Origin of the sequence: Dyadobacter endophyticus (assembly GCF_014641595.1) — a bacterium.
GTDB lineage: Bacteria > Bacteroidota > Bacteroidia > Cytophagales > Spirosomataceae > Dyadobacter > Dyadobacter endophyticus.
Map to the genome: position 1 here is coordinate 328,299 of NZ_BMIA01000004.1, position 18,330 is coordinate 346,628.

13 protein-coding genes are annotated in these 18,330 nt (G+C 52.3%); 6 read left to right on the forward strand and 7 right to left on the reverse strand.

Features of this window, described 5'->3' with window-relative positions; all coding sequences use genetic code 11:
* Window positions 1–19: 19 nt before the first annotated feature.
* Together IEY24_RS25905 and IEY24_RS25910 are read left to right on the forward strand one after the other, a co-directional pair.
* On the forward strand, window positions 20–4,396 hold the full coding sequence (locus IEY24_RS25905) for a CusA/CzcA family heavy metal efflux RND transporter (RefSeq protein WP_188937887.1): 4,377 nt from the start codon (window positions 20–22) through the stop codon (window positions 4,394–4,396).
* A 13-nt stretch (window positions 4,397–4,409) separates the two neighbouring features.
* Window positions 4,410–5,567: an efflux RND transporter periplasmic adaptor subunit gene (locus IEY24_RS25910; protein WP_229223158.1), complete on the forward strand. Its 1,158-nt coding sequence runs from the start codon at window positions 4,410–4,412 to the stop codon at window positions 5,565–5,567.
* A gap of 19 nt (window positions 5,568–5,586) precedes the next feature.
* On the opposite strand, the gene IEY24_RS25915 is transcribed toward IEY24_RS25910, so the two are convergent.
* From IEY24_RS25915 to IEY24_RS25935, 5 genes are all read right to left on the reverse strand, one after another.
* A complete protein-coding gene (locus IEY24_RS25915) occupies window positions 5,587–6,189 on the reverse strand; it encodes a TetR family transcriptional regulator C-terminal domain-containing protein (protein WP_188937890.1) in 603 nt (200 codons plus the stop codon).
* A gap of 83 nt (window positions 6,190–6,272) precedes the next feature.
* The gene (fahA, locus tag IEY24_RS25920) at window positions 6,273–7,508 is read right to left on the reverse strand and encodes a fumarylacetoacetase (protein ID WP_188937891.1); all 1,236 of its coding nucleotides are present in this window, start codon (window positions 7,506–7,508) and stop codon (window positions 6,273–6,275) included.
* A gap of 15 nt (window positions 7,509–7,523) precedes the next feature.
* Window positions 7,524–8,252: a phenylalanine 4-monooxygenase gene (locus IEY24_RS25925; RefSeq protein WP_188937892.1), complete on the reverse strand. Its 729-nt coding sequence runs from the start codon at window positions 8,250–8,252 to the stop codon at window positions 7,524–7,526.
* Window positions 8,253–8,270: 18 nt separating this feature from the next.
* Complete coding sequence (gene hppD, locus IEY24_RS25930; RefSeq protein ID WP_188937894.1) at window positions 8,271–9,398, reverse strand: 4-hydroxyphenylpyruvate dioxygenase; 1,128 nt, start codon at window positions 9,396–9,398, stop codon at window positions 8,271–8,273.
* 100 nt (window positions 9,399–9,498) lie between these two features.
* Window positions 9,499–10,659 (reverse strand): homogentisate 1,2-dioxygenase, encoded by a 1,161-nt coding sequence (locus IEY24_RS25935; protein ID WP_188937896.1) that lies wholly within the window; start codon window positions 10,657–10,659, stop codon window positions 9,499–9,501.
* 293 nt (window positions 10,660–10,952) lie between these two features.
* Between IEY24_RS25935 and IEY24_RS25940 the strand changes: the two genes are divergently transcribed.
* Window positions 10,953–13,364: a glycoside hydrolase family 9 protein gene (locus IEY24_RS25940; protein WP_188937898.1), complete on the forward strand. Its 2,412-nt coding sequence runs from the start codon at window positions 10,953–10,955 to the stop codon at window positions 13,362–13,364.
* A gap of 53 nt (window positions 13,365–13,417) precedes the next feature.
* Here the strand turns inward: IEY24_RS25940 and IEY24_RS25945 are convergent, their stop codons facing one another.
* Both IEY24_RS25945 and IEY24_RS25950 read right to left on the reverse strand, forming a co-directional pair.
* The gene (locus tag IEY24_RS25945) at window positions 13,418–13,930 is read right to left on the reverse strand and encodes a heme-binding domain-containing protein (RefSeq protein ID WP_188937900.1); all 513 of its coding nucleotides are present in this window, start codon (window positions 13,928–13,930) and stop codon (window positions 13,418–13,420) included.
* 58 nt (window positions 13,931–13,988) lie between these two features.
* Window positions 13,989–14,885 (reverse strand): AraC family transcriptional regulator, encoded by an 897-nt coding sequence (locus tag IEY24_RS25950; RefSeq protein ID WP_188937902.1) that lies wholly within the window; start codon window positions 14,883–14,885, stop codon window positions 13,989–13,991.
* A gap of 137 nt (window positions 14,886–15,022) precedes the next feature.
* On the opposite strand from IEY24_RS25950, the gene IEY24_RS25955 reads away from it, so the two are divergent.
* Genes IEY24_RS25955 through IEY24_RS25965 form a run of 3 tightly spaced genes read left to right on the forward strand, consistent with a single transcriptional unit; the run spans window position 15,023 to window position 18,097 of the window.
* Window positions 15,023–15,874 carry a phytanoyl-CoA dioxygenase family protein gene (locus IEY24_RS25955; RefSeq protein ID WP_188937904.1) on the forward strand — a complete coding sequence of 284 codons (852 nt, stop codon included), beginning with the start codon at window positions 15,023–15,025 and terminating at the stop codon, window positions 15,872–15,874.
* A 10-nt stretch (window positions 15,875–15,884) separates the two neighbouring features.
* Window positions 15,885–17,273, forward strand: coding sequence for a sugar porter family MFS transporter (locus IEY24_RS25960; RefSeq protein WP_188937907.1), 1,389 nt, complete (start codon window positions 15,885–15,887; stop codon window positions 17,271–17,273).
* A gap of 11 nt (window positions 17,274–17,284) precedes the next feature.
* On the forward strand, window positions 17,285–18,097 hold the full coding sequence (locus IEY24_RS25965) for a sugar phosphate isomerase/epimerase family protein (protein WP_188937909.1): 813 nt from the start codon (window positions 17,285–17,287) through the stop codon (window positions 18,095–18,097).
* The last annotated feature ends 233 nt before the right edge of the window (window positions 18,098–18,330 follow it).

Sequence of the window (18,330 nt, forward strand, 5' to 3'; positions counted from 1 at the left end):
CATTCTATTTAATTCCAAAATGTTAGATAAAATCATTCATCTTTCGATCCACAACAAGCTTGTGGTCGGAATATTCACGCTTGCCTTGGTGGCCTGGGGAACTTACTCGCTTACCCGGCTGCCTATCGATGCCGTGCCTGACATAACCAACAATCAGGTTCAGATCATCACTACCAGCCCGTCGCTGGCTGCTCAGGAAGTGGAGCGGCTGGTCACTTTTCCGGTAGAAACGGTGATGGCTACCATTCCCCATACCGAAGAAATCCGTTCGATCTCACGCTTCGGGCTGTCGGTTGTGACCATTGTTTTTGAAGACGATGTCGACGTGTACTGGGCGCGCGCGCAGGTTTCGGAGCGGCTGCACAGCGCTGTCGAGCAGATTCCTCCTGGTACCGGCACGCCGAGTCTGGCCCCGGTTACCACGGGCCTGGGCGAGATTTACCAGTATGTTTTGCATACCAAACCGGGTTTTGAAACCAAATACTCGCCCGTGGAGCTGCGGAGCATTCAGGACTGGATCGTGCGTCGGCAATTGCTCGGAACGGCCGGAGTTGCCGATGTGAGCAGTTTCGGCGGTTTTTTGAAACAATATGAAATCGCTATCGACCCGCTGAGAATCAGAAGTGCCAGGATTTCCATTGACCGCATTTTCGAAGCATTGGAACAAAATAACCAGAACACCGGCGGTGCCTATATCGACAAGAAACCCAATGCCTATTTTATTCGGAGCGAAGGGTTGATCGGCACACTGGACGATATCCGCAAAATCCAGGTTGGGGAAACGGAAACCGGCCTGCCGGTACTGATCCGGGACATTGCGGAGGTGGGTTTCGGGAGCGCAGTACGGTATGGCGCCATGACGCGCAACAATGAGGGCGAAGTAGTGGGAGGACTGGTATTAATGCTGAAAGGCGCCAATTCCTCAGAAGTGATCGGTAATGTGAAGGAGCGCATTACGCAAATCCGCAAGAGTTTGCCGGACGGTGTGGTGATAGAGCCATTTTTGGATCGTACCAAGCTGGTCAACAATGCAATAGGGACTGTCTCAAAAAACCTTATCGAGGGTGCATTGATCGTCATTTTTGTGCTTATCCTGCTGCTCGGAAACATGCGGGCAGGGCTCGTGGTGGCATCGGTGATCCCGCTGGCGATGCTTTTCGCGGTGAGCATGATGAACCTTTTCGGTGTTTCGGGTAACCTGATGAGCCTCGGGGCTATCGATTTCGGGCTGATCGTCGACGGCGCGGTCATTATCGTGGAAGCCACTTTGCATCACATTGTTTCGAAACGTTACACCCATCGCCTCACGCAGGACGAAATGGACCGGGAGGTGTACGAATCGGCTTCAAAAATCCGGAACTCGGCTGCATTTGGAGAAATCATTATCCTGATCGTCTACCTGCCGATACTTGCCCTGGTCGGCATTGAAGGCAAAATGTTCAGGCCCATGGCACAGACGGTCAGCTTCGCGATCCTAGGTGCATTTATTCTTTCATTAACCTACATTCCCATGATGTCGGCCCTGTTTTTAAGCAAGAAGAACGACTACAAGCCAGGCATATCCGACCGGATCGTTGGCTTTTTCCGCCGCATTTACCTCCCGGCGCTGGATTTTTCATTACAAAGGAAATGGCTGGTATCGCTGCTCGCATTGGTACTGCTGGGCGGAAGCTTCTGGCTCTTTTCCCGGATGGGGGGCGAGTTCATCCCTCAGCTTGATGAAGGCGATTTCGCGGTTGAATTGCGCGTACTCACAGGCAGTTCGCTATCAGAAACGGTAGACGCCACGCTAAAAGCCGCCGCGGTGCTGCAAAAACACTTTCCCGATGAAGTGGTGGAAGTAGTCGGTAAAATCGGCTCGTCGGAAATCCCAACCGACCCGATGCCGGTAGAAGCCGGGGATATGATGGTGATTTTAAAAGAAAAATCGCTTTGGAAAAAAGCAGCGAACCGGGAGGAGCTGGCTGAAAAGATGCACGCGGTTCTTTCGGAATCCATTGCCGGGGTCACATTCGGGTTCCAGCAGCCTATTCAAATGCGTTTCAATGAGCTCATGACAGGCGTGAAACAGGACGTTGCGATCAAGATTTTCGGGGAAGACCTCGACGTGCTCGCACGCCAGGGTGCACGCATAGGCAAGCTTGCCGGCGCAGTGCAGGGAGCGGAGGATATTTATGTGGAGGCCGTAACGGGCCTGCCGCAAATTGTGGTCCGGTTCGAGCGCGATAAATTGGCCCAATTCCACATTCCGGTAACCGATGCCAATCGTGCGTTGAATGCCGCATTCGCGGGCGCAAGCGCGGGGTTGGTTTTTGAAGGCGAAAAACGTTTCGAACTGGTGGTACGCCTGCAAAAGGCCGACCGCCAGCATATCGACGACGTCCGCGGGTTGTTTGTCACCAATGCGGAAGGCCAGCAAGTCCCGCTTGGCCAGATCGCGACCATTGAAATGAAGACGGGTGCCAATCAGATCCAGCGGGAAGATGCTAAACGGCGCATTACGGTCGCATTCAATGTGCGTGGCCGCGATGTAGAAAGTGTTGTAAATGAGCTGCGCAGCCGGATTGACCGGGAAATCAAGCTGCCTCCGGGTTATTTTGTGACCTATGGCGGTCAGTTTGAGAATTTGCAGGAAGCCAACAGCAGGTTGGCTGTGGCGGTACCGGTGGCACTGTTGCTGATTTTCCTACTCCTCTATTTTACATTTCACTCGCTGCGGCAGAGTTTGTTGATACTCACGGCGATTCCGTTTTCGGCCGTAGGCGGCGTGCTGGCGCTCTGGGTGCGCGATATGCCGTTCAGTATTTCGGCCGGGATAGGGTTTATTGCGCTGTTCGGGGTGGCGGTATTAAATGGCATCGTGCTGATCGCGGAGTTTAACCTGCTCCGGAAATCGGGCGAGACGGATTTGCGAAAAGTGATTTTTCTGGGTACCGATACGCGCCTGCGGCCTGTATTGATGACCGCCCTGGTGGCCTCGCTGGGTTTTTTGCCGATGGCGCTGTCGTCGAGCGCGGGGGCGGAGGTGCAGCGTCCGCTTGCGACGGTGGTGATCGGCGGGTTGGTATCGGCTACATTGCTCACGTTATTGGTGCTCCCGGTTTGGTATGGGATCGTCGAGCGGCGCTGGGGATCGGGGCCGGGTGGCAAAGCGGCTGCCGGGGTGCTGGTCATGCTCGCGATGCTGATGCCGGGCCGTGCGAATGCCCAGCAGGCATTGCCAAGCCGGATACTTTCGCTCCGGCAGGCGATCGACGAGACATTGGAGCGTAATCCGGTGATCAAAGGCGATTTGTACCGCGTGGGTTACCGGCAGGCTCTGATGAAAACGGCTGCCGACCCGGGAAAGACGGAGCTGGTATGGGTGGGCGGACAATACAACAGTGTCAAGTTTGATCATCATTTTCTTTTATCCCAAAACCTGCCGAACCCGGTTGCCGTGGCTAAGCGGAAATCGTTGCTATCGGAGGAAACGAATGGCGCGCAGGCTGAAATGGAGATTACAAAAGCAGAACTGATAAAGCAGGTGAAGGACAATTACCAGCAACAGATCCTGCTGAAATCGAGACGGAAATTGCTTGCCGGCGAGCTGCTTCGGGCCGAGCGGTTTGTAAAAGCAGCGGAAATCCGGTTCAAAACCGGGGAGACGAATCAGCTGGAATTCGCGACCGCGCAAAGCCAGCTCGGCGAGGTGCGAGCGCAGATCATCCGGAACCAGGGCGACTTACTCAACCTGCAACGCGCATTACAGACTTTCGTGAACGGTACCAGTCTCGCCGAAGCCGAAACCGATTCGTTGGTCCGCTTAGACCTCGCAGCACGGGACACCGCCGCATTGAACGCCAATCCGTACCTGCGCTACCTCGCACAGCAGGCGGCTATCGGCAGCAGGCAGACGGCCGTGCAGAAAGCGGTCATGCTACCGGAGTTTAATATCGGGTATTTTAATCAGTCACTGACGGGTTTCCAGAATACCGGCAATGGGGAAGTGTTTTACGGTCCTGGCAAGCGCTTTCAGGGGGTGCAGGTAGGCGTGCAGCTGCCTATTTTCAATGGCGCTTCCAAAGCGAGGGTGAGGGCCTCGGCAATAGGCGAGCAACTTGCCAGGAACCAGGTCGAAACGGCCCGTTTGCAGCTTGGAAGCGATCTTCAACAAGCTATCCGAAGTCTGGAAACTGCCCGGGAAAACCTTGGCTTATACGAAACCAGCACGCTGGTGCTGGCCGGTACCATTCAGAGCAATGCGAGCAAAGCTTACGAATCGGGTGAAATCGGGTATATCGAATACGGGCAGGCGTGGAACCGCGCGCTCAGCATTCGCCTGAGTTGGCTTGAATTGTTGTATGCTTACAATCAATCGGTTATCCAAATAGAATATCTTTTAAATGAGCAGTAATCCGAATATATCGATGAAAAATATAGTATTAGGCCTGGTTCTCCTCCTGAGAATAACTGCCTGCAAACCGGCGAGTGAAAAGGAGACTGCTCAGGCCGGGGCGGTGCCTGAAAATGGAGCAACGAGCAGGGTGGAGCTGACGGAGGCACAATATGAAACTGCCGGGATAGAAACTGGCGGGTTTTCTGTGCGGAAACTGAGCGGGACCGTCGCCGCGAACGGGGTAATCGACATTCCACCGCAGAACCTGGTGAGCATTTCCGCTCCGCTGGGCGGTTTTGTACGAAAATCGGAGTTGCTGCAAGGCATGAAAGTGCGGAAAGGTGAAGTAATCGCCGTGATCGAAAATCCCGATTTTATCCCTATCCAGCAGGAATATCTCGAAACACGCAGCAAGCTGGAATATGCCGAGCAGGAATTTCAGCGCCAAAGCGACCTCAGCAAAGAAAATGTGAATGCGCAAAAGGCCTTACAACAATCGGCGTCGGAACTGAAAATGCTGCATGCCAGGCTGGCGGGTTTGAAAGAGCGCGTGCGCACGGCGGGTGTAGATTTTGCAGGGTTGGAAAAGGGCAATATCACCAGTACCGCATCCATTCGCTCGCCTATTGCCGGTTCGGTAACGGTCGTGAACGTGAACCTGGGCAAATACGTCAACCCTACCGATGTGATGTTCGAGATCGTGGATACGGATCATTTACATGTGGAACTGTCTGTATTTGAGCAGGATATTCCAAAAGTAAAGCTGGGGCAGCTGGTACGGTTCCGGGTGAGCAACAACCCGGCCGAGGAAGATCTTGCCAAAGTTTACCTTATCAATCAAAAGATCAACGACGACCGCACTGTGCGGGTGCATTGCCATCTTGAAAATGAGGACCACAGCCTGCTTCCGCAGAATTTTGTAAAAGCCATTATCGAAACAGGTACAAACCCGGTGAATGCATTGCCTGATGAAGCAGTGCTCGATTTTGAAGGCAAATCCTATGTTTTTGTGCAGGATCCCACGAACGCCAGAAGCTTTGAAATGGTGGAAATAACGAAAGGCGTTTCTGAAAATGGTTTTACAGCAGTGAAAATGCCGGCCGGAAGTCCCGGAAGTCCCAAGTTTGTTTTAAAGGGAGCCTATGCGCTGTTATCCAAAATGAAAAACACGGATGAAGAGGAAGAGTAGGGCTCTGAAAGCTTACTGGTTAGGCCCTGATACCTTTCACGAGCAGTTGCACCGTCGCGAGCACGTGATCCATGTTGGTATAATCGTTGGTCACTTGCGAAAACATGACACCGCCCTCGATCAATGCGATAATGGAAACAGCCATTTCCTCCGCATTGATCCCCTTCCGGAATTCACCGGCCCCGGTCCCCTTTTCGATGATACCGACCAGGTTTTTTTTCCAGCTGAACAGCGCCTTGGCCGCGCTCAGTCGCAGTGGGATATTGGTATCGTCCGCCTCTACGGCTGTATTAAGGATAGGACAGCCGCCGCGGTTGCTCACGCTCGCGATCACATCTTTGTAGATACGGCCGTACACCATCAGTTTTTCAAAATACGACCCTGCCTTTTCCAGCTCGGCCTGCACGCGGTTGAACACAAGGGAGCGGTTGTATTCGAATACCGCGAGGGCTACTTCTTCCTTGTTTTGGAAATTTCCATAAATGCTGCCCTTCGTAAGGCCGGTAGCTTCGGTAATGTCCGCCATGGAGGTACCCGCGTATCCTTTCCGGTTGAAAATCTCCGCGGTTTTCTCGATGATGAAATTTCTGGTGCGCTCGGCTTTGGTCGTTCCTAAGTTCATAATACAAATATACCAATTGGTATTTATTATTGCAAATGCTTGAATGGGATGTTTATTTCAAAATAAGTAGCACGGTATAGAAATCACAGCAACGCGGGAAGAACTTTTCCGCGCAGTTCGCCGAAGCCGACCCGGACATTTACATTTTGCCCGAAACCACGCATGATCACTTCGTCATCATCTTCCAGAAAGCGCCTCTCGATATTTTCGCCCAGCTTTACGGGTTGAGTTCCATTCAGCGTAGCTTCGAGGAGGCAGCCCTTTTGGGTGATGTTTTTGCCGCTGATGGTCCCGGTGGCGAGCAGGTCGCCGATTTGCATGTTACAGCCCGTGACAGTGTGATGGGCAATCTGCTGCGCGGCGGTCCAGTAAATATCGCGTGCATTGGTTTGGCATACTAAAAATTCCTCTCTGTGGCCAGGCCTGACGCCGACGGAAAGCGAAAGGTCGAAATTCTGGCGCGGGTGATGTGCCAGATAGGGGAGCGGTTGGGGCTGCTGCAGTGGCGCGGGTACGCGGAAAGGCTGCAAGGCTTCCCAGGTTACGATCCAGGGTGAAACGCCCGAAGCGAAGTTCTTGCTCGTGAAAGGCCCCAGCGGCTGGTATTCCCACCGCTGAATGTCGCGCGCCGACCAGTCGTTAAAAAGCAGCAGCCCGAAAATGTAGTCTTCTGCTTCGGCAACGGGAACAGACTGGCCGACAGCAGAATCCTTGCCGATAACCCATGCAAGTTCCAGCTCATAGTCCAGCGCATGGGTCGGTTTGAAGGCCGGAGTGCCATCTGCTTGCCCGATTTGCCCCCGGGGCCGTGGTATCGGCGTGCCGGAAACGACGATGGAGGACGCCCGGCCATGATAGGCGACAGGCAGGTGTTTCCAGTTGGGGAAAAGCGGGTTTTCGGGCCGGAAGATCTGCCCGACGCTGAATGCATGTTCCTCGCTCGAATAGAAATCCGTGTAGTTGCCGACTTTTAGAGGCATATGCATTTGTACCTTCTTTTGTGGGATCAGCAGGTGGTCGGAATATTGGTGCAAAACCGACTCACGGTCGCACAAAGCTGTCTGGATAATTTTGCGTACATAATCGGAAAAGCTCCGGCCGAGTGCGACCAGCTCATTCAATACCGGCTTCCTGAACGCGTTCCCTGCTTCGGGATAATGCGGAAACATGTTTAATCCATAGGCCGTTGCCAGATCCACGACCCAGTTGCCGATGGCTACTCCCGCACGCGCAGGCCGGTCGTCGCTGAATATCCCGAAAGGCAGGTTATGGATGGAAAAATCAGAATCTGGTGCGACCGGAAGCCAGGGTTGTAACATGGTGCTTATGGGTTTTTAAGCTTGTTGCGCCAGATAAGCTTCCAGCAACGGCTCAATGCCTGTTACCGATTCGTAAAGCTGGTCGTAGGAATTGATCACAAAATAATGGTCCTGGTAGCGGTCGATATGGTAAGGCGTATCGAGCACGAGGGCCAGATCGAAATCGATTTTCGGGACATCATTTTTCAGACAGTACCGGCTTTCCCCGGAGGAAGAAATGATACCGCCGCCGTAAATTTTCAGCTCCCCTTTTTCGCGGATCAGCCCGAACTCGACCGTATACCAGTACAACCGCGAAATGCGTTGCAGAACTTCCTCCTGGTCGATGTGCTTCAATGCCACCTCGCTCAAATGCGCCATAAAATCGCAGAAAGACTGGTTACTAAGCAGCGGCACATGCCCGAATGTATCATGGAACATGTCGGGTTCTTCGAGGTAATCGATCTGTTCGGGCTTGCGCAGCCAGCTCGACGCCGGAAACTGCCTGTTATACAAATGTGTATAGAATTCGCGGTGGGGGATCAGTCCGGGCACTACAAACACTTCCCAGCCGGTCAATGCACGAAGCGCGGGATTGGTTTCGCGTTCAAATTCAGGGATATGGCCGGGGACGAACCCTACTTTGCCGATACCATCGAGATAGACCTGGCTGGCAATGCGCGGAAGCTGTTCCATTTGCCGTTCGAAAAGCTGTTTCCACATCTGGTGGTCAGCTTCGGTATATTGTGCATAATCCTGGTTCATGGTTGAAAAGGGTTGGCATTAAAGTGTGCCGCGCAGCATCTGCTCACGTTCTATCGCTTCGAACAGCGCTCTGAAATTGCCTTTTCCAAAAGATTGGGCACCTTTTCGCTGGATAATTTCAAAAAACAACGTAGGACGTGGCATGACTGGCTTGGTGAAGATCTGCAACAGGTAACCTTCATCGTCCCGGTCGACGAGGATACCGAGCTCGCGCAGGCTGGCAATGTCTTCATCGATATGCCCTACGCGGTGGAGCAGGTCGTCGTAGTAGGCGGTGGGCACCCGCAGGAATTCCACACCCCGGTCGCGCAATGCACGCACGGTATCTACAATATGGTCCGTCGCCACGGCAATATGCTGTACGCCCGGGCCGCCGTAAAAGTCGAGATATTCTTCGATCTGAGATCTCTTTTTGCCCTCAGCCGGTTCGTTGATCGGAAACTTTATCCGCCCGTTGCCATTGCTCATGACCTTGCTCATCAGCGCCGAATATTCCGTTGAAATGTCCTTATCATCAAAAGAAACCATCATTTTAAATCCCATTACATCCTCGTAGAACTTCACCCACCGGTTCATCTCGTTCCAGCCTACATTACCCACCATATGGTCGATATAGCGTAGTCCGACAGGCTCCGGCGAATGCTCCGGCTGCCACGCGACAAAGCCCGGGAGGAAAACACCATCATAATGTTTCCTTTCTACGAAAACGTGCACGGTATCTCCATAAGTACATATGCCCGACCGCACCGTCTCGCCATGGTGGTCCTTCTCGGTAACGGGTTCTAAAAATGGCCGCGCACCCCGGCTGACAGTCTCCCGGTAAGCTGTTTTAGCGTCATCGACCCATAATGCAATGGCCTTCACGCCATCGCCATGGCGATCAATATGCGCACCGATGGCCGTGCCGCCGTGCAATGGAGAAGTAAATACCAGGCGGATCTTGTCCTGCACCACCACGTATGATTCACGATCGCCAAGTCCCGTTTCAAGCCCGGCCATCGCCAACGGCTGAAAACCAAATGCGTTCCGGAAATAATGCGCCGATTGCAATGCATTGCCGACGTAGAGCTCAACATAATCCGTGCCGTTGATGGGTAGGAAGTCGGTCGATACGGTTGGGGCGGGAGGTGCTGTTAGTGTGGACATGAATTTTGAATGATTGAATGACTGAATGATTGAATGATTGACTGGGTCGCCGGAGCGATGAGTGAATGACTGACCGGATCGCCCATTCACTCATTCAAAATTACCCCTGCCCCCAACTGCGCCAATACCGCCCATCGTCAATCGCAATCGCCTGTTCAGTGAGCATCAGGGGGCGGAATGTGTCGACCATGACGGCCAGTTCCTGCGTTTCTTTTTTGCCGATACTGCGCTCGTACGCGCCCGGGTGTGGGCCGTGCGGGATACCGCCCGGGTGCAACGTAATGTGTCCCTGCGCGATGTCGTTGCGGCTCATAAAATCGCCGTCGACGTAGTAGAGCACTTCGTCGGAATCGATATTACTGTGGTTGTATGGTGCTGGAATGGCTAGCGGGTGGTAGTCGTAAAGCCTTGGACAAAAAGAGCATACCACGAATGCGTCGGTTTGAAATGTCTGGTGCACAGGCGGTGGCTGATGGATGCGGCCGGTAATGGGTTCGAAATTGTGGATCGAGAAAGCCCAGGGATAATTGTACCCGTCCCAACCGATAACATCAAACGGATGTGTTTCGTAGGTGACGGGGTGGATATGGCTTTGTTTCTTGATCCTGACCACGAACTCGCCGTGCTCGTCGTAGGTTTCGAGGTCGCGCGGGAGAACGTAATCGCGCTCGCAATACGGCGAATGCTCGGTAAGCTGCCCGAAATGGTTGCGGTACCGTTTGGGCGTGTAAATGGGCGAGTGTGATTCGAGGTAGAGCAGACGGTTGTCGGGCCCGTCGAATTCGATCTGGTAAATAGTGCCTCTGGGAATTAATACGTAATCACCATAAGTAAACGGCACCTGCCCGAACGGCGTGCGCAGCCTGCCCGATCCCCGATGGATAAATAGCAGTTCGTCGGCATCCGCATTTTTATAAAAATACGACATCGGCGTGCCGGTAGGGGCTGCCAGGCCCAGAATGAGGTCGCGGTTTACGAGCAGGGGGATGCGGCTCTCAAGGTAATCCGCGGCGGGTTTTACATCGAAGCCGATCAGCTTCCGCATGGTCATATTGTTCGCCACCGCAATGCGTGGCGCCACGTCGTAAGGCTCGCCCTGCGATTTGACCTGCGTCGGTCGCCAGGTATGATAGAGGAGGGAAGACATGCCTTCGAAACCGATTGTTCCGAAGAGTTCTTCATAGTAAAGCCCGCCGTCGGTTTTACGAAACTGCGTGTGCCGCTTGGGCGGGATGGTTCCTAGTTGTTGATAGATCGGCATGCACTTCGTGATTGTAAGTTAGCCAATAGTTGTCTATGCAATTATAAGAAAAACAAATCAATATTTAAATAAATTTTTGCATTATTTTTAAAAACAAGAAAATGCTTCCGGTTAATAAATTCTACGACACTTGTCTATTTGTTCTGTAAAATATTAAGAATAAATTTGAATGTATTTCAGGCCGAGCCTTTCGGAACAACCTGAAACGATTCCCATCCTAGCCGAAAAGGGCATTGGCCGGCTCTGTTGTTGATTCTTGAACAGGATTTTCATTCAACTCAAACCATGTAGCCATGAGAAAGCATTACCTCCGCTTGCCCGGGAAGGGTATTCTTACACTTTTGTTATGTCTGATGCTGTCCGTGCAGGGACTCGCACAGATCAGCCAGTTCATTCACGTCGATCAGTTCGGTTATGCGCCGACGGCCGAAAAGGTCGCGGTACTGAGTAACCCGGTCGTGGGATACAACGCCGCGTTGAGCTACACGCCACCTTCGACCATGGAGGTGCGTAATAGTGCCACCAATGCAGTAGTGTTCACAGGTCCGGTTACCGTTTGGAATAACGGCAATACCCAGAGCACCTCTGGCGATCAGGGCTGGTGGTTCGATTTCTCTGCGTTGACGACCGCGGGTACTTACTATGTATTCGATCCGGTGGGCAACCAGCGATCGGCGGTTTTTGAAATTACCACTAATCCTTACGGTAACGTGATGCTGGCAGCCATGAAAATGTTTTATTACAACCGCTGCAATATGGCAAAAACAGCCCCGTACGCACAAAGCAAATGGACCGACGGAAACAATTTTATGCATGCATTGCAGGATCAGCAATGCCGGTACGTGTATGACCAGACGAACGCAGCCCTGGAAAAGAACCTGACGGGCGGCTGGTTCGATGCCGGGGATTACAATAAGTATGTATCCTTCACGCACAGTCCGCTGCACGACCTGTTGTATGCCTACGAAGAAAATCCAGCTGTTTTTACAGATAATTTCAATATCCCCGAAAGCAAAAACGGCATTTCCGACCTGCTCGACGAGGTGAAATGGGAGCTCGACTGGCTCTTCAAAATGACGAACGCCGACGGCAGTACGCACAACAAAATGGGGAGCCGGAATTACAGCGAAAATGTTTCCTCGCCTCCGAGCGTGAATGTGGATGGCCGCTACTATGGCCCTGTCTGCACTTCGGCGTCGGCAACCATCGCATCGGTGTTCTCGCATGCGGCCCTTGTGTATGCGGGTGTACCCGCGCTGAGTGCGTACGCGGGACAGCTGGAAGCAAAAGCTGTGAGCTGCTTTAATTATGTGTTGCCATTTTATAATTCAAATACCCTGCAAACCAATTGCGACGATGGTAGTATTGTTTCGGGCGATGCCGATGTGGGGGTCGGGCCGCAGCGGAATATGATGGTGATCGCTGCGATTTACCTTTTCGAGCGGACCGGCAATGCAGTTTATAACCAGTTTGTGGCCAACAATTACGCGGGTACCGACGTGATGAGCTCGGGTTACTGGGGCGTCGATGCTACCGAATTGCAGGATGCATTGCTGCGCTACGCCAAGCTTCCGGGCGCCAATCCGACGGTCGCGGCGGCGATCCTGAACTCGGCAGGAACGGCCGTGAACGGTAACTGGAACGACTTCTTCGGCTGGACGACGGCCGATCTTTACCGCGCTTTTATGCCCGATTGGTCGTATCACTGGGGCAGCAACATGCCCAAAGCCGATTATGCCAATGTAAACCGTACGATGCTTAAAGCCGGTCTTGGCAGTACGGCAAGCCTGCAACGCAAGGCCGCGGAGCAGATCCATTATTTTCATGGGGTTAATCCGCAGGGAGTGGTGTATTTGTCCAATATGTACGCGGTGGGCGGGGACCGTTGCGCCAACGAGATTTATCATACGTGGTTCAACGACGGCACCATTTACGACAATGCCCTTACGTCGCCGAACGGCCCGGCGCCGGGTTACGTTGTGGGCGGGCCCAATGCCGACTACACGATCGGTGGCCAATCGCCCCCGTTCGGCCAGCCGCGCCAGAAAAGCTACCTCGATTTTAACACCGGCTGGCCTACCAACAGCTGGGAGATCACAGAGCCGGCGATTTATTATCAGGCTGCTTACGTTCGCTTGCTCGCGCATTCGACATTGCCGATCGAGGACCCGTTACCTGTGGAGCTGGCTGGTTTTTATTTAAAGGAGCTGGATAACAGACAGGCGCAATTGTACTGGAAAACGGTTTCGGAAACCGATAACGACCGTTTCGAAATCGAGCGCTCGACCGACGCCGTTGATTTTCGTATGATAGGGGAATTAAAGGGACACAACACCACCTCCGTGGCCCACCATTATACTTTCACCGACACCGAAACGCCGGCTGTCACTACCTATTACCGGCTAAAACAGGTAGATTTTGACGGACAATTTGACTATTCCAGAATCATCGCCCTGTATCGCAAGGGCGATGTGCCATTCCGCGTCGGACCGAATCCGCTGAGCGACTACGCGGACTTGCAAATGCCTCCGTACACCGGTATCGTTACCGTGAAACTCACCAGTATGGCCGGCGTGGAAGTAATGCGCCGCAAAATGGATGGCAGCGGCCGTATATTAATTCCCAATGTGGCCAAAGGAATTTATCTCCTGAGTGTGGAGAAGGGAAATGAAAAGCTATTCACGCAAAGGATTTTTAAAAACTGACATGGTAACGGGCAGCAACAAACGAATGCATCGCTGCCCGTTATATCACCAGCCTAGTGCTGTCCGGGCGCGGGGGTTCTTTTAGGCATGATCAGGCTGTCGGCCGGATATTTTGCTTTCAGCGTGTCCATTTGCGCTTTTGCCCACTGGATGAGGCGCTCGCGCTGCGCAGTGGTGAGCTTTGCGTCGCCATGCATACCCAATACAGTATACGATTCAAGCGGCATGGCATTGTCTTCCACCATTTCGACTGTTTCTTCCAGTTTGTGGTTCTGCCGTGCAATGGACATGCCGGTGAATGCCGAGAAGTTGAGGTGCCGCTTGCCGTCTACGATGTGGTTGTTCATCCACCATGCCACAGGCTGGATATTGTAGTACCATGGATAGACGGTTTTGTTACTGTGGCAATCGTTGCAGGCCACTTCCAGGATGTTCTTCACGTCGGCCGGGACGTCATATTTCGTCGCGATGTTCATCGACTGGTCGTCGGAGAGGTTTTTTTCGGGACGGATAAACTGAATGATAATGAAAGCGGCCAGAAGGGCGAGCAGGATTTTTCTTAACATGTCCTATGGTGATTAGATTAGGTCTTAATATGCTTAATAATTCCGGCACCTGTCTTTTTTACTGCCGTTCTATCCCCTTATTTTTTCGATAGTGCGCAGGCGACAGGCCCATTTGCTGTTTGAACAGCCTCGAAAAATAGAACGGATCGTCGATTCCGATGGCGGAAGCCACTTCATTTATCCGCCAGGTATTGAAATGAAGCAGCTGGCAAGCCTTCTGAATGCGGAGATAATTGAAATACTCAATCGGCGCATAGCCGGTATCTTTTTTGAATTTTCTGGAAAAAAATGAAACCGATAAATTTACCGAACGGGCAATATTATCCAGTGTAAGGGAACTGGAAAGATTTTCCTGCATGTACAGGATTGCCTTTTCGGTAGGGCTTGCAAAGGATTCTGACAACTTCTGCGAGCTAAAATGCTCGGGCGCGATGAATGACGAAAGGTAATGCGGTAAGGCCAGATTGGCATGGATCAGATTAGAGGCGCTGTATCCTTTCAGCAAAGTTCTGGCGATGTGCGTGAAAAGTGCGTTGCGCTCGTCGGAAAACCCTACCTGGACCGCCTTTGCAGGTTCGCCGTCCCGTTCCATGACCGCTGCTGCGGCTGCATTGCTATGGCCGCCTGCAAGGTGAAGCCAGTAAATGCTCCACGGATTGATCTGGTTGGCACCGTACGAATGAGGTACGTCGGTCGGCAGGACAACGACTTCGCCCGCGTGTATCTGAGCGACATTCCCGCCTAGTTCAATCCAACCCTGACCGGCGCTGCAATACAGCAGGATAGCTTGTGAAATGCCGTTTGGTCGCTGATAATAATGGTGTAGTGCTTTGGGATAATAACCCATCCTTGCGATGAACAGCTGGCTGATCAGCGGTAACTGCTCGCAATGGGAAGTTGCCACTTTGGGTATATCAATGATCAGCTCACCTTCGAAGCCTCTGCTTTTGCGCATAATGTGTGTTTTAATGAGGAGGTAATGAACTAGGTAAAGATAAAATAATCCATGTTTTAGACAAAATCGTTCATTCGTTTATTTCCTGGAATAGCTGAATTTTGGGATGTTAAAGTACTATTCCTAATCCCACTTCCATGGCAAAGCAACTTTTGACACACGCTCAGATTCAGCAATACAATAAGGATGGTTACCTGATCGTCCGCGGATTTTACGACCAAGAGGAAGTTTCAAGGCTCTATCATATTGCGATAGAGGATGCCTCGATCAGCAAGCATGCCATCAATGTCAACGACAGCACCGGTAAGCGGAGCAAGCTTTCCTTGTGGTACAAACCCGGCGATGATGTGTACGGCCTGCTGACCAGGGGCAACACGTTAGTGGGGGCTGTGGATCAGCTTCTCGAACGTCAGCCTGGCGACGAGGGGCATTCGGTTTGCCATTACCATTCCAAACTCATGCAAAAAGAGCCGCGCGTAGGCGGGGCCTGGGAATGGCACCAGGATTACGGTTATTGGTATAAAAATGAATTTCTCTATCCCGAACAGATGATGTCGGTGATGATCGCAGTGACGGACGCCAATGTAGAAAACGGCTGCCTGCAAGTCATTAAAGGCTCTCATAAGATGGGCCGGGTAGAGCACGGCTTCTCGGGCGAGCAGGTGGGCGCGTCGCAGCGTTATGTTGACCTCGCGCTAAAAACGCTGGAACACGTTTTCGTGGAGCTGGACGCTGGCGATGCGCTGTTCTTTCACAGCAATATACTGCACCGTTCGGATGCCAACGTCTCGGACCGTCCGCGCTGGTCGCTGATTTCGTGCTACAACCGTTCTACCAATGTCGGACATAATGAATCGTCATCGTCGGCGGCGAGCATAACGCCCATTGAAATCGTTCCTGACGAAGCGCTGCTTACCTGGGACACGGCGGGCCTGACTGAGTCGGAGGCTGATTTTCTGAGCAAAGAAGCAGACGTATCACTTAAATAAAATACACACTATGGCGCACCTTGCCGGGACGTTTTCGGGTTCCGAGCCCGGACTGGATGGGCCGGGGCCTGTCCGGATCAACAAAGGGTATGTTTATTTGCTCAGTGCCATCGCGGCGCTGGGCGGGATATTATTTGGGTTCGACCTGGTCATCATTTCCGGGACGGTCGGGTTTTTCCAGGCACATTTCGGGTTGAATGAACTGGAAACGGGCTGGGCTGTCGGTTGCATCAACCTGGGGGCTGCAATTGGCGCTATCATGGGCGGCTGGCTTTGCGAACGGCTTGGACGGAAGAAGCTCCTGATGATCTGCGCGATACTTTTTGCGGTTACCGGCGGTGGTACCGGCTGGGCCGAGAACTTTCCCATGTTTATAGGCTTTCGTATGCTCAGCGGCGTGGCCGTAGGGGCTGCGGCGCTCGTTTGCCCTATTTACCTGGCCGAAATCTCGCCCGCACCCATGCGCGGCACGACAGTATCGTTTTACCAGCTTTCCATTGTGGTGGGCATATTGCTAGCCTATTTTTCTAACTATCTATTACTGGATATCGAGGACAACTGGCGGTGGATGTTTTCTTCCCAGTCGATCCCCGCGCTGCTATTTTATTTCAGCCTTTTTATGGCCTCCGAAAGTCCGCGCTGGCTGATACGTGCCGGACGGGAATTTGAAGCACACATCGTTCTCGAACGTGTTGGCGGATTGGATTATGCATTGGCCGAACAGGAACAGATTGAACAAAGTTTCGCCGATAAAACCGAATACAAGGTCGCCGACCTTTTCCGCAAGGATGTATGGCATATTGTGTTTATCGGAATCATGATCGCCATATTTTCGCAAATCGTCGGGCAGAACTCGATTTTCTCATACGCGCCAGAGCTCTTTAAAAAGGCGGGCATGGCGCAGAACTCGGCCTTTTTGCAGTCGATTATTATCGGAGTGACCAACTTCGTATTCACATTTATTGCCATTGGTACGATCGACAAGGCGGGTCGCCGAAAGCTTCTCTTGTACGGCTCGTTGCTTCTATTCATTGATGCGCTGGCTTTGTCGGCCGCATTTTATTTCCAATGGCCCGGGTTGTGGGTACTGGTCTTCGTACTGGCGTTTGTAGGCATTTACTCGGCCACGCTTGGGCCGGTTACCTGGGTGACGCTTTCGGAGATTTTTCCGAACCGCATCCGTGGGAATGCGATGGCGGTGGCGACACTCGCATTATGGATCGCCAATTTCTTCACCACGGCGCTGTTTCCGATCATGAATCAGTATTTCGGCATCCCGGTCACCTTTTTGATCCATGGAGCGATATGCCTGGTCTACTTCTTTTTCATCCGGACCAGCATTCCCGAAACCAAAGGCCGCTCTTTGGAAGAAATTGAAAAACTATTGCAAAAAAGCTGATTGCCAACCGAATGACCATTCAATTTTATGCTCCGGAGTGGGGGAATACCCTTCCGTTTGATACTTTCTGTAAAAATGTTAAAACCGCCGGTTACGACGGTGTAGAAATGGCACTGCCGTTCGATCCGGCTGAAAAGCGAACCATCCTCGACACGCTGGCAACCCATGATCTCCTGCTAATCGGGCAGTACTGGCAGTCGTTCGAGAAAGATATCGACGAGCACGCGGCAAACTACGAGAAATACCTCCGCAATCTGATCGAAGCCCGACCGGTGCTCATCAATTGTCAGACGGGCAAGGATTATTTCAATGCAGCCCAAAATGAAAGACTTTTTGCGCTGGCTGCAAAACTTTCCGCCGATTCCGGAATACCAATTATCCACGAAACACATCGGGGCAAAAGCCTTTTCGCGGCCCATATCACGATGGGTTACCTCCAATCCGACCCCGGGCTCCGCATTGCGCTGGATATTTCGCATTGGTGCAGCGTCCACGAATCACTTTTGGCGGATCTGTCCGACGAGGTAGCCCTCGCCATTTCCCGCACCGTCCATATCCACAGCCGCGTAGGCCACCCGGAAGGTCCGCAAGTGAACGACCCCCGCGCACCAGAATGGGAAGATGTGCTCCAAGCACATCTTAGCTGGTGGGACCGTATCGCATCGCTTCATGCTCAGAACGGAACTACGCTCACGATCACCACCGAGTTTGGACCTGCACCTTACATGCCGGCTATGCCCTACACGCAAATGCCTCTCGTGAGCCAGTGGGACGTGAATGTGCATATGATGCACCTGTTGAAAGACCGGTATCAGCATATTTAGGCGATCGATCTAATTATTTTTCAACATTTTAATTGACAAAGATTTTACCGTTAAATAAAATCCTTGTCAATAAGATGCTGAGTGTGAGTCGTTTTTTAGCTACACAGGTGCAAAATGTGATACCTTTGGGAATTTACACAAGGCTTTCGGTTGTTTGGTGCAACCCCGGATTTTGTTCTGGTTAATGAGTTAATTCATAAATTTGCTTTGTAGTAACCCCCCGATCGATCTAA

Coding starts and splice junctions, on each gene's coding strand:
- IEY24_RS25905 (WP_188937887.1), top strand. CDS start 20: ATGTTAGATAAAATCATTCATCTTTCGATCCACAACAAGCTTGTGGTC.
- IEY24_RS25940 (WP_188937898.1), top strand. CDS start 10,953: ATGAGAAAGCATTACCTCCGCTTGCCCGGGAAGGGTATTCTTACACTT.
- IEY24_RS25915 (WP_188937890.1), bottom strand. CDS start 6,189: ATGAACTTAGGAACGACCAAAGCCGAGCGCACCAGAAATTTCATCATC.
- IEY24_RS25950 (WP_188937902.1), bottom strand. CDS start 14,885: ATGCGCAAAAGCAGAGGCTTCGAAGGTGAGCTGATCATTGATATACCC.
- fahA (WP_188937891.1), bottom strand. CDS start 7,508: ATGTTACAACCCTGGCTTCCGGTCGCACCAGATTCTGATTTTTCCATC.
- IEY24_RS25945 (WP_188937900.1), bottom strand. CDS start 13,930: ATGTTAAGAAAAATCCTGCTCGCCCTTCTGGCCGCTTTCATTATCATT.
- IEY24_RS25925 (WP_188937892.1), bottom strand. CDS start 8,252: ATGAACCAGGATTATGCACAATATACCGAAGCTGACCACCAGATGTGG.
- IEY24_RS25955 (WP_188937904.1), top strand. CDS start 15,023: ATGGCAAAGCAACTTTTGACACACGCTCAGATTCAGCAATACAATAAG.
- IEY24_RS25960 (WP_188937907.1), top strand. CDS start 15,885: ATGGCGCACCTTGCCGGGACGTTTTCGGGTTCCGAGCCCGGACTGGAT.
- hppD (WP_188937894.1), bottom strand. CDS start 9,398: ATGTCCACACTAACAGCACCTCCCGCCCCAACCGTATCGACCGACTTC.
- IEY24_RS25965 (WP_188937909.1), top strand. CDS start 17,285: ATGACCATTCAATTTTATGCTCCGGAGTGGGGGAATACCCTTCCGTTT.
- IEY24_RS25935 (WP_188937896.1), bottom strand. CDS start 10,659: ATGCCGATCTATCAACAACTAGGAACCATCCCGCCCAAGCGGCACACG.
- IEY24_RS25910 (WP_229223158.1), top strand. CDS start 4,410: ATGAAAAATATAGTATTAGGCCTGGTTCTCCTCCTGAGAATAACTGCC.